This window comes from Actinomadura chokoriensis (assembly GCF_041463665.1).
In the GTDB taxonomy this organism is placed as follows: domain Bacteria; phylum Actinomycetota; class Actinomycetes; order Streptosporangiales; family Streptosporangiaceae; genus Spirillospora; species Spirillospora chokoriensis_A.
In genome coordinates this window covers 181,374-195,975 of record NZ_JAXCEJ010000004.1, presented here as the reverse complement: position 1 = coordinate 195,975, position 14,602 = coordinate 181,374, and the positions used below count along the sequence as shown (strand labels likewise).

Annotated in this window: 14 protein-coding genes and 1 tRNA gene; 7 read left to right on the top strand and 8 right to left on the bottom strand. The window is 69.8% G+C overall.

Annotated features, from left to right (window positions below):
• Positions 1-18 precede the first annotated feature (18 nt).
• The 5 genes from SM418_RS09525 to SM418_RS09505 all read right to left on the bottom strand — a co-directional run bounded on the left by SM418_RS09525 (position 19) and on the right by SM418_RS09505 (position 3,720).
• On the bottom strand, positions 19-933 hold the full coding sequence (locus SM418_RS09525) for an MBL fold metallo-hydrolase (RefSeq protein WP_371940306.1): 915 nt from the start codon (positions 931-933) through the stop codon (positions 19-21).
• Between the two features lie 4 nt (positions 934-937).
• On the bottom strand, positions 938-1,792 hold the full coding sequence (locus SM418_RS09520) for an NUDIX hydrolase (protein ID WP_371940307.1): 855 nt from the start codon (positions 1,790-1,792) through the stop codon (positions 938-940).
• Positions 1,793-1,840: 48 nt separating this feature from the next.
• Positions 1,841-2,302 carry a RidA family protein gene (locus tag SM418_RS09515; protein WP_371940308.1) on the bottom strand — a complete coding sequence of 154 codons (462 nt, stop codon included), beginning with the start codon at positions 2,300-2,302 and terminating at the stop codon, positions 1,841-1,843.
• A gap of 28 nt (positions 2,303-2,330) precedes the next feature.
• Positions 2,331-2,489: a Sp36 family protein gene (gene sp36 / locus SM418_RS09510; protein WP_021591512.1), complete on the bottom strand. Its 159-nt coding sequence runs from the start codon at positions 2,487-2,489 to the stop codon at positions 2,331-2,333.
• A gap of 211 nt (positions 2,490-2,700) precedes the next feature.
• The gene (locus tag SM418_RS09505; protein WP_371940309.1) at positions 2,701-3,720 is read right to left on the bottom strand and encodes a slipin family protein; all 1,020 of its coding nucleotides are present in this window, start codon (positions 3,718-3,720) and stop codon (positions 2,701-2,703) included.
• Between the two features lie 245 nt (positions 3,721-3,965).
• Between SM418_RS09505 and bagA the strand changes: the two genes are divergently transcribed.
• Together bagA and bagB are read left to right on the top strand one after the other, a co-directional pair.
• On the top strand, positions 3,966-4,961 hold the full coding sequence (gene bagA, locus SM418_RS09500) for an ATPase BagA (protein ID WP_371940310.1): 996 nt from the start codon (positions 3,966-3,968) through the stop codon (positions 4,959-4,961).
• A gap of 136 nt (positions 4,962-5,097) precedes the next feature.
• Positions 5,098-6,261: an ATPase BagB gene (gene bagB / locus SM418_RS09495; RefSeq protein ID WP_371940311.1), complete on the top strand. Its 1,164-nt coding sequence runs from the start codon at positions 5,098-5,100 to the stop codon at positions 6,259-6,261.
• 22 nt (positions 6,262-6,283) lie between these two features.
• On the opposite strand, the gene SM418_RS09490 is transcribed toward bagB, so the two are convergent.
• Both SM418_RS09490 and SM418_RS09485 read right to left on the bottom strand, forming a co-directional pair.
• Entirely contained in the window at positions 6,284-7,702 is a 1,419-nt protein-coding gene (locus tag SM418_RS09490) for a hypothetical protein (RefSeq protein WP_371940312.1), read from the bottom strand.
• A gap of 313 nt (positions 7,703-8,015) precedes the next feature.
• Entirely contained in the window at positions 8,016-8,339 is a 324-nt protein-coding gene (locus SM418_RS09485) for a WhiB family transcriptional regulator (protein WP_371940313.1), read from the bottom strand.
• Positions 8,340-8,665: 326 nt separating this feature from the next.
• On the opposite strand from SM418_RS09485, the gene SM418_RS09480 reads away from it, so the two are divergent.
• Positions 8,666-10,993 carry a penicillin-binding protein gene (locus tag SM418_RS09480; RefSeq protein ID WP_371940314.1) on the top strand — a complete coding sequence of 776 codons (2,328 nt, stop codon included), beginning with the start codon at positions 8,666-8,668 and terminating at the stop codon, positions 10,991-10,993.
• A gap of 126 nt (positions 10,994-11,119) precedes the next feature.
• On the opposite strand, the gene SM418_RS09475 is transcribed toward SM418_RS09480, so the two are convergent.
• Complete coding sequence (locus SM418_RS09475) at positions 11,120-11,572, bottom strand: GatB/YqeY domain-containing protein (protein WP_371940315.1); 453 nt, start codon at positions 11,570-11,572, stop codon at positions 11,120-11,122.
• Positions 11,573-11,665: 93 nt separating this feature from the next.
• Between SM418_RS09475 and SM418_RS09470 the strand changes: the two genes are divergently transcribed.
• The 4 genes from SM418_RS09470 to SM418_RS09455 all read left to right on the top strand — a co-directional run bounded on the left by SM418_RS09470 (position 11,666) and on the right by SM418_RS09455 (position 14,424).
• Complete coding sequence (locus tag SM418_RS09470) at positions 11,666-12,565, top strand: metallophosphoesterase (RefSeq protein ID WP_371940316.1); 900 nt, start codon at positions 11,666-11,668, stop codon at positions 12,563-12,565.
• Positions 12,562-13,146, top strand: coding sequence for a class I SAM-dependent methyltransferase (locus tag SM418_RS09465; RefSeq protein ID WP_371940317.1), 585 nt, complete (start codon positions 12,562-12,564; stop codon positions 13,144-13,146). The genes SM418_RS09470 and SM418_RS09465 overlap by 4 nt, the downstream gene beginning before the upstream one ends.
• Positions 13,147-13,222: 76 nt before the next feature.
• Positions 13,223-13,296: transfer RNA gene (locus tag SM418_RS09460), tRNA-Pro, on the top strand.
• Between the two features lie 429 nt (positions 13,297-13,725).
• Positions 13,726-14,424, top strand: a complete 699-nt coding sequence (locus SM418_RS09455) for a class I SAM-dependent methyltransferase (protein WP_371940318.1) — start codon at positions 13,726-13,728, stop codon at positions 14,422-14,424.
• Positions 14,425-14,602: the final 178 nt, after the last annotated feature.

The following is a 14,602-nucleotide window of genomic DNA, read 5'->3' as shown; positions in this document are numbered from 1 at the left end:
TCGGCGGGCGCCCCGCGGTCAGCGGCCGTTGAGGTAGTCGAGCTGCGACTGCACCGACCATTCGGCCGCGGGCCAGAGGGACCTGTCGACGTCGGCGTAGACGCGTTCGACGACCTCGCGGGCGGTGCGCGCGCCCGCGGCCACGGCCGCCTCGACCTGCGCGAGGCGTTCGCGGCGATGGTCGATGTAGTAGTCGAGGACGGCGATCGGGTCGTCCAGCTTCGGGCCGTGACCGGGGAGGATGGTGGCGGCCTCGACCTCGGCGGAGAACGCGCGGAGCCGGTCCAGCGAGCCGAGGTAGTCGCCGAGGCCGCCCTCCAGCACGGTCGTCCCGTACCCGAGGACGGTGTCGCCGGTGAGGACGGCGCCGTCCGCCGGCAGCCAGAACGTGAGCGAGTCGTCGCTGTGGCCCGGCGTCTCCATGATCCGCAGCTCCAGGCCGCCGGTGGTGACGACGTCCCCCTCGGCGAGCCCCTCGTCCCCGAGCCGGTGCCTCGGGTCGAGCGCCCGCACCTGGACGGCGCCGCCCGCCAGCTTCGCGAACTTCCCGGCGCCGCCGGAGTGGTCGGGATGGCCGTGCGTGAGCAGGACGAGCCCCACGCGGCGCCCCTGGGCCTCCACGACGTCCAGGACGCGCTTGAGGTGCTTGCCGTCCTTGGGCCCGGGATCGACGACCACGGCCTCCTCGGACCCCGGTTCGGCGATGATCCACGTGTTCGTACCGTCCAGGGTCATGGCGGACGGGTTCGGGGCGAGCACGCAAGTCGCCCGTTCAGTACCCATCCCGTCGATCTCCGTCATATCCCCCATCCTGCCCGAGGCCCGATCCGGGTGGCGGGCCGGGTTCCAGCCGAGACGGTCGAGATGCCGCAGCGCCGACGTGCCGGCCAGCCGCCACATGACGGCCTGCGAGCGGGGCATTCCACGGCGCACCGGGTCACCCCCGCGGATAGTGCCGCTCGGCGTCCTCCGGCAGGACGAGATACGCCTCGCCGTCGATGATCTCCGCGATGGGCTCGTTGACGGCGATCTCGCGCGGCGCGGCCAGCACGTCCGCCACCGTCTCGAATTCGGCCAGCTCCTCAAGCGTCGCGATCGTCGGCGGGAGCATCGGCCACTCGCCCCTCTCCGCGCGCTCGGCCGCCTCCGCCGGGCGCACCCAGGCGACCTGGTCGGCCTCCGTGCTGACGTCCCTCGCCCGCTGCCCCTCCGGCATCGCGGCGACGAAGAACCGGGTGTCGTAGCGCTTCGGCTCGACCACCGGGGTGATCCAGTGCGCCCACGGGCGCAGCAGGTCGGCGCGCAGGACGAGGCCGCGCCGGTCGAGGAACCCGCCGAACGACTGGGAACGATCCAGCAGCGCCTGCCGGTCGGCCTCCCACTCGTCCCCGCGCGTGTCGTCCACGACCGTCTCGCCCGTCGGCCCGGCCAGCAGGACGAGCGTCTCCTCGAACGTCTCCCGGACCGCCGCGCACACCAGCTCGCGGGCCAGCGTCTCGTCCGCCTTGAACGCCGCGCCCCACTCGGCGGGCGGCGGCCCGGACCAGGCCAGCGCCGCGTCGCCGTCGCGCGGGTCGACCGACCCGCCGGGGAAGACGTACGCGCCCGGCGCGAACGCCATCGACCGGACGCGGCGCAGCATGAACGCCTGCAGCCCGTGCTTGTCGTGGTCGCGGAGCACGACGACCGTCGAGGCGTGCCGGGCGGGGGCGGGCTCGGCCCGGCCCGCCCGGAAGTCCTCGATCCGGTCCCGGAAACTCGGCGGAAGCTTCAGCCCGCGCACAATGCTCATGGCGGCCCATTCGGACATACCGAATGGCGTTCCGTCAAGGCGCCGGTCCTACTGGACCTCGGCGATCAACTCGACCTCGACGGGCACGTCGTGCGGCAGGACGGCGACGCCCACGGCGCTGCGCGCGTGCTTGCCCGCGTCCCCGAACACCTCGGCCAGCAGGTCGCTCGCCCCGTTGACCACCTGCGGCTGGCCGTAGAAGTCCGGCGCGCTGGCGACGAACCCGACGACCTTCACGATCCGGACGACCCGCGACAGCTCGCCGACCTCGGCCTTCAGCGCCGCGATCGCGTTCAGCGCGCAGATCCGCGCCTGCTTCGCGGCCTCCTCGGGGCTGACCTCGGCGCCGACCTTCCCGGTGGCGCCCAGCTCGCCCTTCACCATCGGAACCTGGCCCGCCGTGTAGACGAGCGAACCCGTCCGCGCCGTCGGGACGTACGACGCGACCGGCGGGACGACGTCCGGCAGGTCGATCCCCAGCTCGCGCATCCGCTCTTCAGGCGTGCTCATGCCCGCTCCTCCTCGCCGAGGCGTCTCGTTACGACTGGACTTCGCGCTTGAAGTAGGCCACCAGGTTCTCCGGGTTCGGCCCCGGCAGGACGGTGACGAGCTCCCACCCGTCCTGGCCCCAGTTGTCAAGGATCTGCTTGGTCGCGTGCACCAGCAGCGGAACGGTCGCGTACTCCCACTTCTTCATGCCGCTCACCCTAGCGGTGCTCATCGCGCCCACCTCGGCGGTCGGGGCCTTGGAGGCCACGCTCCTCGGCCCATCGGTGGCTCATCGGTGGGCGCATCGGTGGGCTCACACACCGCCCGCCCTACGTCGCAGACACGAAAGCACCCCTCATCGCTGGAGCGGCACGGCGAACGCCCGGCCGGCGGTCGGGCGGACGCCGATCGTCATCCGGTCAGCGCTGCGTGTCCTCTTCCTCCGGCGGCTGGGGACCGGCGACCTCGCCGCCCGTTATGCCGCGGGACGGGGCGCGCTTCGGCTCGTCCAGGCCGATGACCGGCGGGACGTCCTCGGCCGACTCCAGGGTCGAGGGCTGCTCCGCCGCCCTGGCCAGCTCCTGCTCGGCCTTCGCAAGCCGCTCCCCGAGGTCGAGCCTGCTGCCCTCGCCCGTTTCCTCGCCCTGCCTGGAGCCTCCCGTGGCCTTCTCGAAGAACCGCAGGATCTCGACCGGCAGCGGCATGACCAGCGTGCTGTTCTTTTCCGCGGACACTTCCACGACGGTCTGCAGCAGGCGCAACTGGAGGGCCGCCGGGTCCTGCGACATGATCTCCGCGGCGGCGGCGAGGCGCTTGGACGCCTGGAACTCGCCGTCCGCGGTGATGATGCGGGCGCGGCGTTCCCGCTCGGCCTCGGCCTGCCGGGCCATCGACCGCTTCATGCCCTCGGGGAGCGAGACGTCCTTGATCTCGACGCGCTCGATCAGGATGCCCCACGGCCCCTCGGTGATCTCGTCGATGATCGCCCGCAGCCGCATGTTGATCTTCTCGCGCTCGCCGAGCAGCTCCTGCATGTCCGCCTGGCCGATGACCGACCGCAGCGACGTCTGCGCGACCTGCGAGATCGCGTATCCGTAGTTGTGGACGTTCACGATCGCCTTCACCGGGTCGATCACCCGGAAGTAGACGACCGCGTCGACGCGGACGCTGACGTTGTCCTGGGTGATGCCGTCCTGTCCCGGCACCCCCATGGTGATCGTCTGCCGGCTGACCTTCTGCATGCGCTCGATGATCGGCACGATGGCCGTGAGGCCCGGGGTGCGCACCGCGCCGGCGCGCAGCTGCCCGTCCGCCTGGACCTGGCCGAACCGGAACACGATCCCGTGCTCGAACTGCTGCACCACCCGGAGCGACGACGCCAGGGTGATCAGCCCGCCGACGACGACGGCGAGCAGGACGATGAGTACCACTGCTTCCATCACGCGCACCTTTCTCGCGTGGACGGCCGGGGCCGGGAAGCGCCCCGGCACCGGCAGAACTCCGAACCCGTGAGGATTCAGACGGAACCGCTTGGAGACGGTCCACGTTTCCCAGCTAACCGCGCGGGCAGGCCCGTGTACAACGTCCACACAAATGATCTTGCGGGGGAACCGTGTCAGGGATCACTTGCATACGGGCGGACGCCCTCTGAAGTGTTTGCCGAGTGAACGATATGGTCGATCGGGTGAGCGCGAGAGACACCGACTGGGACGGCGTACGCCTCCATGTGGTCACCGGTAAGGGCGGCACGGGGAAGACGACCGTCGCGGCCGCCCTCGCCCTTGCCCTGGCCGCCGGAGGCCGCAAGGTCCTGCTCGTCGAGGTCGAGGGTCGCCAGGGCATCGCCCAGCTGTTCGACTGTCCGCCCCTCCCGTACGAGGAGCGCCGCGTCGCGGTCGCCCCGGACGGCGGGGACGTGTACGCGCTCGCCGTCGACACCGAAGAGGCGCTCCTCGAGTACCTCGAGATGTTCTACAACCTGAAGCGCGCCGGAAAGGCGATGACCAAGCTCGGCATCGTCGACTTCGTCACCACGATCGCCCCCGGCCTGCGCGACGTCATCCTGACGGGCAAGACCTCCGAGTCGGTGCGCCGCAAGAAGCGGGACGGCTCCTTCATCTACGACGCCGTCGTCATGGACGCCCCGCCCACGGGCCGCATCACGAAGTTCCTGAACGTGAACGAAGAGGTGTCCGGGCTCGCCAAGGTCGGCCCCGTCCGCAACCACGCCGACACCGTGATGAAGGTAGTGCGCAGCCCCGAAACCGCCGTGCACTTCGTGACCCTCCTTGAGGAGATGCCCGTCCAGGAGACGATGGACGGGATCCGTGACCTCACCGAGGCCGGGCTCCCGATCGGCGGCGTCATCGTCAACATGGAGCACGAGCCCGTCCTCACCGAGGACGACCTCGCCGCGGCCGGCGCCGGAGCCCTCGACACCGACGAGATCATCCGGGGCGTGAAGGCGGCCGGCCTGGAGCACGACGCCGAGCAGATCGCCGCCGTCCTCGCCGCCGAAGCCGCCGACCACGCCCGCCGCACCGCCCTCCAGCGCCGCGAGAAGGAGCGACTCGACTCGATCGACCGCCCCCGCTACACCCTCCCGATGCTCTCGGACGGCATGGACCTCGCCGGCCTCTACGACCTGGCCGCAGCCCTCCGCGCCCAGGGCGCCGCATGACCGCCCCCGCACCGCGCACCGGAACGCGAGCCCACGCGGCGCCGCGGCCGGGCGTGTCCTGGGTGGCGCTGACGGCGACGCCCACCACCGAGCAGCGGCCCCGGAGGGCCGGGGGCCGAACGGTAGAGGTGAACCGATGAGCCCGACCGGCAAGACTCCCCCCGTCCTGGACGTCGACGCGCTGCTCGACGACCCCCGCACGAAGATCATCGTGTGCTGCGGGTCCGGCGGCGTGGGCAAGACGACCACGGCCGCCGCGCTCGGCGTCCGCGCGGCCGAGCGGGGACGCGACGTCGTCGTCCTCACCGTCGACCCGGCGCGCCGGCTCGCCCAGTCCATGGGCCTGTCGGAGCTCGACAACAGCCCGCGCAGGATCGAGATCGACGGCGACTGCGACGGCGAGCTGCACGCCATGATGCTCGACATGAAGCGCACCTTCGACGAGATCGTCGAGGCGCACTCCGACCCGGACCGGGCGAAGCAGATCCTCGCCAACCCCTTCTACCAGTCGCTCTCGTCCAGCCTGTCGGGGACGCAGGAGTACATGGCGATGGAGAAGCTCGGGCAGCTGCACCGCTCCGGCGCCTGGGACCTGATCATCGTGGACACGCCCCCGTCCCGCAACGCCCTGGACTTCCTGGACGCGCCCGAGCGCATGGGCCGCTTCCTCGACGGCCGCTTCATGAAGATCCTCGCCGCCCCGGCCAAGACCGGCGGCCGCTTCGGCGTCAAGGTGATCAGCGCCGGGTTCGGCATGTTCACCGGCGCGATCAACAAGGTCCTCGGCGTCCAGCTGCTGCGCGACGTGCAGACGTTCGTCGCGGCGTTCGACACGATGTTCGGCGGGTTCCGGGAGCGCGCCGAGAAGACGTTCAAGCTCCTGCAGACCCCCGGCACCGCGTTCCTCGTCGTCGCCGCCCCCGAGCCGGACGCGCTCCGCGAGGCGTCCTACTTCGTCGAGCGTCTCGCCGAGGAGCGCATGCCCCTCGCCGGGATCGTGGTCAACCGCGTCCACGAGTCCGCGGGCGGCGCGCTGTCGGCGGCGCGCAGCCAGGCCGCCGCCGAGACGCTGGAGGAGCGCGGCGAGCACGCGCTGACCGCGGCCCTGCTCCGTCTGCACACCGGCCGCATGCAGCTTGCCGCCCGCGAGGATCGCCTCCGCGACCATTTCGCGTCCACGCACCCGAACGTCCCCGCCACGGCGGTCCCCTCCCATGCCGAGGACGTCCACGATCTGGACGGCCTGCGCCAGGTCGGCGAGGACCTGGCCGCCTCCGACTCGGCCCCGACCGCCGCCTGACCCCGACCGAGCATCCGGGGCGCTATCTGGCGTCCTTGGGGACGTACAGGCGGATGTCGTCCACGTTCGCCGAGCCCTCGTAGTAGTTCAGATGCGGGTCGCCGATGATGAAGGAGTCGGGGTAGGCCGAGCCCTTGGGCCACGAGTGCTCGGTGGTGTACGTGCCTGCGGGGCCCTTGTGGAGGAGCCGACGGTCGAAGCGACCGTCGTACTCGCCGGGCGTCTGGTTGTAGTGCCAGATCGGACGACCGTCTTCAACGAAGTCGTGGTGGACGCGCAGCGTCGCCTGCCCGATGTGCAGGAACGGGCCGCTCATTTCGAGCGTGTACCCGGTGGCGTCGCGTTCCACGGCGAACCGGTAGGCGGCCTTGGGGAGCAGCTCCGGCTGCAACTCGGCGCTGGCGAGGTGCTCCCGGAACCGGCCGCCCGGCCCGTAGGGCTTGTCCATGGAGACGTTCCCGCATGCGGTCTTGATGTAGTACTCGTTGCTGATGTTGTTGTTGGCCGCTTCGCGGAACTTGTCGCCGCGGACGAACAGCGCGTTGATGCCGTTGAACGTGCCGTCGAAGGTCCGGTAGATCTTGCGCGTCTTCGGGTCGCAGGTCCCCGCGTTCTTCCAGCGGTCGTCGTCGCTGTAGTAGCCGTCCATGATGACCTTGCGCCGGTAGTGGATGCCGGGGTTGCCGTGCGGCGCGGGGTTCGCGTAGTCGAGGATCGTCAGGTAGTAGAACCCGTTCTCCCTCGTCACGTCCGGGTACTGGCAGCGCGTCCTGCCGGGCAGCGCGCCCTGGAACGTCCACGGGTACCGGGTCTTGCACGGCCCCCTGGTGTAGCCGTTGTGCTTCCCGTCGTAGTCGAACGTGCCGTGCCGCTTCCCGCCGAAGTCGATGCCGCGCAGCGTCATCTCCACGCGGTAGCGCGGCGGCAGCGGCCGGGTGGGACGGATCAGCACCCCGGCGTCCCAGCTCGGCTCGGAGATCCGCGCGACCTTCTGACCGTCCGGCAGGGACGTGCTGGACAGGCCCGGCCGCGAGTCGGGACGGCCGTCGCGGTCCTTGTCGACGGCGGCGACCTCGGCGGTCAGCCATCCGCCGCGGCCGAACGCGACGCGCTTGCGGAACACGTTCAGGGTCGCGAGCTGCTTCCCGAACAGGGGGCCGCTGATCTTCGTCCAGGCCTCGCCGTCGTCGTCGAACGCGTCGACGTGCCACGGGCTGCGCGGCCCCTGCGGGTCGAGACGCCAGGGCGCGCCGTCGACGCGGAGAGGGCGGTCGAAGTCCTCCTGGGCCATCAGGACCCAGGGCCCGGTGCGGTCGGACGGCCTAGCACGGTCGGACGGCCCGGTGCGGCCGGTCGCGGTTCCAGCGGTGGCGGGCCAAGCCGCAGCCGCCACGACGGCCGCTCCGCCGGCCGCCATGGCGATCGTCCGGCGTCCCCTCATCACGTGCCCCCTCGGTCCGGTGAACGGAGGCGGCCCAGGCGGGCGCGCCCGCACGGACAATACGATGATCAAGGCTGCGACCAGGGATAATGCGTTGCGCGACGGCGGATTTTGGCCGTCTTTTGGCAGATCCCGGGCAATCGCCGGCCCGCACGCGCGACAGCGGCGGGCGAAAAAGAAGGCGTGGCTGCGGGCCCGCACCGCGAAAACGGTGCGGGCCCGCAGCCACGCTTTTCATTGGACCGTGCCGGTCCTCGAACCTCTGCCGGATGCCCGGACGGGCCGTACAAGCCCCGCTCCAGGCCCGCCGAGATCAGCTGGCGACGAGCTCCTGCTCGTCCACCTCGACCTCGTCCTCGACCGACCGCTCGTACTCTTCCTTCGCGGTCTCCAGCAGGTCGCGCCATGACCGCACGTCCGGCCGCCGCCGCAGCAATGCCCGGCGCTCACGCTCGGTCATCCCGCCCCAGACACCGAACTCGATCCGGTTGTCGAGGGCGTCAGCGAGACACTCCGTGCGCACTGGGCAGCCGCGGCAGATGAGCTTGGCCCGGTTCTGCGCCGCTCCCTGCACGAACAGGGCGTCCGGATCCGCGTTACGGCAGGCGGCGCGGGCGGTCCAATCCGTGATCCACATCTTGGCCCCACTCCCCTAGGGTCTGTGTCGATTTGCGCTCCTTGGCCAGACGGGCGCGGACGTCAGGCCGCCAAACGAAAGCCGTGGGGAAGAACTTACGGAAGCGAGGGACGTTTCAACAGACCCCGATGGGCCCATTCTCGATATAGCCCACCGGGGCCATACAGCCGGAACGGACTAGTTACCTGTAGTTGACGCGCCAGACACAGCGCAGGTTGTCATCTTGAGGGCATAACGGGCGAACGTCCTGCGCGGCACGGCCGGAACGCGAGGACGCCGGGGGACCTGTCCCTAATGCACTGCTCGTCCCGCGTACCCTAGACCCCGTGCGCGTTGCGAATACGGATCGGGTCAAGGCGGCTTCCACGCTGTTCAGGTTGCTCGGAGCCGGGATGGTGGCGGGTCTCATCGTCGCCCTCATCGCGCTACCGGCCGTAGGCAGCGCCGGGATGACCGCCCGCGACGCCGCGAACAACTTCGACGACATGGACGCCGAGCTCAAGACGACACCACCGTCCGAGAAGACGGTGATGTACGCCGCGGACGGCAAGCCGGTCGCCACGTTCTTCGACAAGTACCGCGAGTCCGTCCGGCTCGACCAGGTCATCCCCATCATGCGCAAGGCCATGATCGACATCGAGGACTCGCGGTTCTACGAGCACGGCGCGCTCGACCTGAAGGGCACCATCCGCGCACTGGCGTCCAACGTCGAGTCCGAGCAGACGCAGGGCGGGTCCACGCTCACGCAGCAGTACGTCAAGAACCTCCTGGTCGACAGCGCCCGGACGCAGGAGGAGTACCGCGAAGCGACGGCCCCCACGGTCGGACGCAAGCTCCGCGAGCTTCGCTACGCGCTCGACATCGAGGAGCGCATGACCAAGGACCAGATCCTTGAGGGCTACCTCAACATCGCCTACTTCGGTGCAGGCGCGTATGGGGTGCAGGCCGCCGCGAAGCGCTACTTCAGCGTGCCCGCGTCCAAACTGAACCTCGGCCAGGCCGCGCTGCTGGCCGGCATCACGCAGAACCCGACCGCGTACGACCCCATCCGCAACCCCAAGGACGCCCGCCAGCGGCGTGATGTCGTCCTCTACCGGATGGCGCAGCTGGGCCACATCACCAAGGCCCAGGCCGACGAAGAGGCCGCCAAGCCGATCCAGCTGAACCGCACCGATCCGGTCGGCGGATGCCAGACCAGCAAGGCGCCGTACTTCTGCGAGTACGTCAAGTACGACATGCTCAACATCCTGTCGGACGGCAAGTACTCGTCGCTCAAGCCGAAACAGCAGCAGAACATCGTCAACGAGCTGAACCGGGGCGGTTACACGATCCGCACCACGCTCGACATGCAGGACCAGAACGCCGTCGACAAGACCCTCCGCAGCACCGTCGCCCCCGGCGGGAACCGCGTCGCCGCCGAGGCGATGGTCGAACCCGGAACCGGCAAGATCAAGGCGATGGGCGTGAGCAAGCGGTTCGGGCCGGGCAAGGGCCGGACGACGATCAACCTCCCCGCCGACTCCCACCACGGCGGCGGCAACGGCGTATCGGCAGGCTCGACGTTCAAGGTCTTCACCCTCGCCGCCGCCATCGACCAGGGCATTCCGGTCAGCACGACCATCCACTCGCCGCAGACCGCGACGGTCGGCGGCTACCAGCCGTGCCGCTACACCGGGGTGTGGCAGAACAAGAAGTACGACAACGCGCTGCTCGGCGGCGGCGCGCCCTGGACGGTGTCCAACGCGGGCGACAGCGAACAGGGCAACTTCAACCTGAAGACCGGCACCTGGCACTCGGTCAACACGTTCTACGCCTACCTCGAGAAGCGCGTCGGCGTCTGCAACGCGGTGAAGATGGCGGAGAAGTTCGGGATGAAGCAGGGCAACGGCAACCCGCTGCTGCCGACCCCGTCCCAGGTCCTCGGCGTCAACGACATCGACATGGTGCACCTCGCCGCCGCCTACGCCGGCTTCGCCGCGCGCGGCAAGTACTGCTCCCCCCTCTCGATCACCGAGGTCGTCGACCCGCAGGGCAAGAAGCTGAAGCTGCCCAAGCAGGACTGCCACCAGGCCCTCGACGAGGACGTCGCCGACAAGGTGAACTCGATCCTGCAGGGCGTCCTCACCAAGGGCACCGCCGCGGGACGCACTATCGGCCGTCCCGCCGCCGGCAAGACCGGAACGTGTGAAGAGTTCACCTGCGCCGTCTTCGCCGGATTCACCCCGAACCTCGCCGCCGCCACCGCCTACTGGGACTACCGCGGCCCCTGGCAGTACAAGGTGTACGGCGTCTACGGCGCCGACATCCCCGGCGGCATCTGGCAGAGCTCGATGCAGCGGGCGCTCGCCGGCGAGCCCGCCCCCGGCTTCCGCACCCCGTCCCGCGACTTCGGCGACACCACCCGCGTACCGGACGTGAAGGGCCGGACGGTCGCCGCCGCCACGGCCAGGCTCGCGGCGGCGGACCTGCAGGCCAAGGTCGCGTCCGGGTCCGTCGACTCCGACAAGCCACGCGGGACGGTCGTCTCCACCTCACCGGACGCCGGCAGCGAGGTCCCACCGGGCACGACCATCATCCTGTACGTGAGCAACGGCAAGAAGCGCGACCGAGGCAACGACCAGCCCGGCGGCGGCTGGCCCCCCTGGGGCAACTGACGATCAGGGCCCGGCATGACGCCGGGCAGGGGCCCGGCATGACGCCGGGCAGGGGCCCGGCATGACGCCGGGCAGGGGCCCGGCGCGACGCCAGGCCAGGGGCCCGGCGCGATGCCGGGCCCTTCGTCATTCCGCGAGCTGCCGCTTGACCTCGGCGGCGACGCGCCCGCCCTCGGCGCGTCCGGCGACCTTCGGGTTCACGACCTTCATGACCTGCCCCATCGCACGCGGCCCGGCCGCGCCCGTCCCGGCGATGGCGTCCGCCACCAGCGCCATCAGCTCCTCGTCCGACAGCTGCGCGGGAAGGTACTTTTCCAGCACCGCTCCCTCGTCCCGCTCCGCCTGCGCCTGCTCCGCACGTCCCGCGTCACCGAACGCCGTCGCGGCCTCGCGGCGCTTCTTCGCCTCCCGGGTGAGCACCATGACGACGTCGTCATCGGACAGCTCGCGCGACTGCTTGCCGGCGACCTCCTCCGTCTTCACCGCGGTGAGGGCCATCCGCAAGGTGCGGGTGCGCACCTCGTCCCGGGCCTTCATCGCGGTCGCGAGATCGGTCTCAAGCTTTTCCTTCAGGGTCATGGCAACATCATGCCCGTCCCGCACCTTCTGCCTCAGCAGGATTACCGCTGGGTGCCCATGTCTGAAAGCATGGAGACCTGAGAAGGGAGAGTCGTGCGAAAGATCTACGCCGTGCCCCTGGGCCTCCTGGGCGCGGGCGCCGCGACCTTCGGGTACGCCTCGGTGATCGAGCGGAACTGGTTCCGCCTGCGCCGCGTCGACGTGCCGGTGCTGCCGCCCGGCCGTCCCTCGGTGAAGATCCTGCACATCTCCGACGCGCACCTCACCCCCGGACGTTCCCGCCTGATCCACTGGGTCCGCTCGCTGGACTCGCTGGAGCCCGACCTCGTCGTCAACACCGGAGACACCATCTCCCACCGCGACGCGATCGGCCCCTTCCTCGAAGCCCTCGGCCCCCTCCTGGACCGCCCCGGCGTCTTCGTCTACGGCTCCAACGACCTGTACTCGCCGGTCCTGAAGAACCCGCTGCGCTACATCTGGCGGACGAGCAAGTCCGACTACGCGAGCCGCCGCCGCGAACCGGACCTCCCCTACCGCGAACTCGGCTCGTCCCTCCAGGCCGCGGGCTGGCTCGACCTCAACAACCGCATCGGCCGCCTCAAAGTGGGCGAGCTGGACGTCGAGTTCGGCGGCATCGACGACTCCCACATCGACCGCGCCCGCTACGACAAGATCGCAGGCCCCGTCGACCCCCAGGCCGACGTCCACCTCGGCGTCATGCACAGCCCCGAACCCCGCAACCTCGACCGCTTCGCCGCAGACGGCTACGACCTCCTCCTCGCCGGCCACACCCACGGCGGCCAGGTCTGCGTCCCCTTCTACGGCGCCCTGGCCACCAACTGCGGCATCGACCGCCCCCGCGTGAAGGGCCTCCACAGGCACCGCGGCTCCTGGCTCCACGTCTCCGCCGGCCTGGGCACGTCCCCGAAGGCCCCCATGCGCTTCTGCTGCCCACCCGAGGCCACCCTGCTGACCCTCGTCCCCCGCCGGTGAACTGGAAGACCTCCGCCCTCCTCTCAACGCTCTACGACCACGCCGTCCAGAACCGCGCCCTCTCCTCGCTCGGAGCCCGCGTCCTCTGGAACTACGACATCGACCATCTCCGCTCGACCATCGCCACCCAGGACCCCCACGCCCTGACGCTCGACATCCCCTGCGGCGGCGGCATAGCGATCCACGGCACCCGCCACGTGGCCGCCGACCTCTCCCAGATCATGCTCAGGCGCGCCCGCCGCAGAACAGCAACCCTCCTCCAAGCGGACCTCTACGCCCTCCCCTTCCCCACCTCCACCTTCGACGCCTGCCTCACCTACAACGGCCTGCACTGCCTCGACGACCCGGCCACAGCCCTGCGCGAACTGGCTCGCGTCCTACGCCCAGGCGGCGCCCTGACCGGCACGACCCTCGTCCGAGGCACGAACCGCGACCCCCTGATCACCCTCTTCCAACACCTGGACATCTTCGGCAACCCGGGCACGACCGACGACCTCCGCACCTGGCTGACCACCGCCGGCCTGACCGCCATAGACCTCACCCGCATCGGCGCCGTGACCGGCTTCACAGCCCGTAAATAGGGACGCAGCACCCCCCGCCATCCGCTACAGTGGTCTAGGCGCCGGGAGCACGTACGACCTCCCGGGCAGCCACCACCGGGGTGTAGCGCAGCTTGGCAGCGCGCTTCGTTCGGGACGAAGAGGTCGTGGGTTCAAATCCCGCCACCCCGACACAAAGGTGCAGGTCAGAGGCCGGTTCCCAGACAGGGAATCCGGCCTCTTGATCGTTTGACCCTCGTTTGACCCCGACCCCGGACGCGCCCCCACACCATCCAGGGGCACGCACCATCACCCCGTGGCCACATCTCAGCTCCCTCCGGCACCCATCTGAACCGCGGCCCCACCCCCTGCAGAGCATGATCACCGCTTACGGAACGACGGTGTCACGAGCCCAGATGTCTAACGAGCCCCATCACGACCTCGTGACCCCGCGCACAGCCTCACGGTCAGCACGTCCGCCCAGGGGCCGACTCTGCTGTACAGGGAGTCCAGCAGCCAACTCTCAGCCGGGCTCGCGCCTCATCCGACAGACGGCTGGCATCGCGCGGAGCTACCGTGACACTGGGCTCCGCCATCCCACACCCGCGAGGAACCACCGACATGCCGCCCACCATCACCGACCAGACCAGCTACTGGGACCATTACGCGGAACGCGCCGCAGACCAGCCCCGCGAGGAAGCCCTCAAGAACGCCTTTGGCTGGACCCAGTACCCAGGCCACGGCCCCGGTGACGACCTACTCGGCGACCCCGCGACGACCCTGGAGCTCGGTTCAGGCCGAGGCGACGCCGTCGCAGCCCTGGCCACCAAGGGCATCACCGCAACCGGCCTGGACATCTCCCCAGCCCAATGCGAGAAGGCTCGGAACCGCTGGGCCCACCTCACCCAAGCCCGCTTCGAACATGGCGACGTCCTCGACTACCTCGCCACCACCGATCGCTGCTGGGATGCCATCTACTCCATTTGGGGCGCGGTCTGGTTCACGAACCCCGAAGACCTGCTCCCGCTCATCCGCGACCACCTAGTCCCGGGCGGCAAGCTCGTTTTCTCCCACGCCCCACCAGTTCCAGGCGCCTACGGCGTCCAAGGCGCCTACGCCGCCAACCTGACCGGCCACCAAGCCTGGCTCTACCGCTGGTCCTACGAACCCGCTGCCAGGACAACCATCCTCGAAGCCCATGGCTTCACTAAGGTCCAGGCCACCGTCGAGCCAGCTCCCATACCGCATCATCTAGGTACCTTGTTAGTCCAAGCACGCAAGGGGACAAAGTTGCCGCGCCAGAGTCCACGTTTGGGGTGAACATGGAACTGAACACTGACGGGATCACACCCGAGATTCTCATCACTGAGAGCAAGTACATGCCCGGCACCGAAGTCATTGAAGTGCCAGGACTCGGTTACTGGTCCTCTCGCGAATCCGCACAGGACGCACTTGACAAGCTGGCTCGCGGAATTTGTCCAATGACGCATCTTGTAGA

Excerpts from the sequence above, each read along its gene's own strand:
- sp36 (WP_021591512.1), bottom strand. The coding sequence starts at position 2,489 with ATGAAGAAGTGGGAGTACGCGACCGTTCCGCTGCTGGTGCACGCGACC.
- SM418_RS09485 (WP_371940313.1), bottom strand. The coding sequence starts at position 8,339 with ATGTGGATCACGGATTGGACCGCCCGCGCCGCCTGCCGTAACGCGGAT.
- SM418_RS09475 (WP_371940315.1), bottom strand. The coding sequence starts at position 11,572 with ATGACCCTGAAGGAAAAGCTTGAGACCGATCTCGCGACCGCGATGAAG.
- SM418_RS09515 (WP_371940308.1), bottom strand. The coding sequence starts at position 2,302 with ATGAGCACGCCTGAAGAGCGGATGCGCGAGCTGGGGATCGACCTGCCG.
- bagB (WP_371940311.1), top strand. The coding sequence starts at position 5,098 with ATGAGCCCGACCGGCAAGACTCCCCCCGTCCTGGACGTCGACGCGCTG.
- SM418_RS09505 (WP_371940309.1), bottom strand. The coding sequence starts at position 3,720 with ATGGAAGCAGTGGTACTCATCGTCCTGCTCGCCGTCGTCGTCGGCGGG.
- SM418_RS09455 (WP_371940318.1), top strand. The coding sequence starts at position 13,726 with ATGCCGCCCACCATCACCGACCAGACCAGCTACTGGGACCATTACGCG.
- SM418_RS09490 (WP_371940312.1), bottom strand. The coding sequence starts at position 7,702 with ATGAGGGGACGCCGGACGATCGCCATGGCGGCCGGCGGAGCGGCCGTC.
- SM418_RS09520 (WP_371940307.1), bottom strand. The coding sequence starts at position 1,792 with ATGAGCATTGTGCGCGGGCTGAAGCTTCCGCCGAGTTTCCGGGACCGG.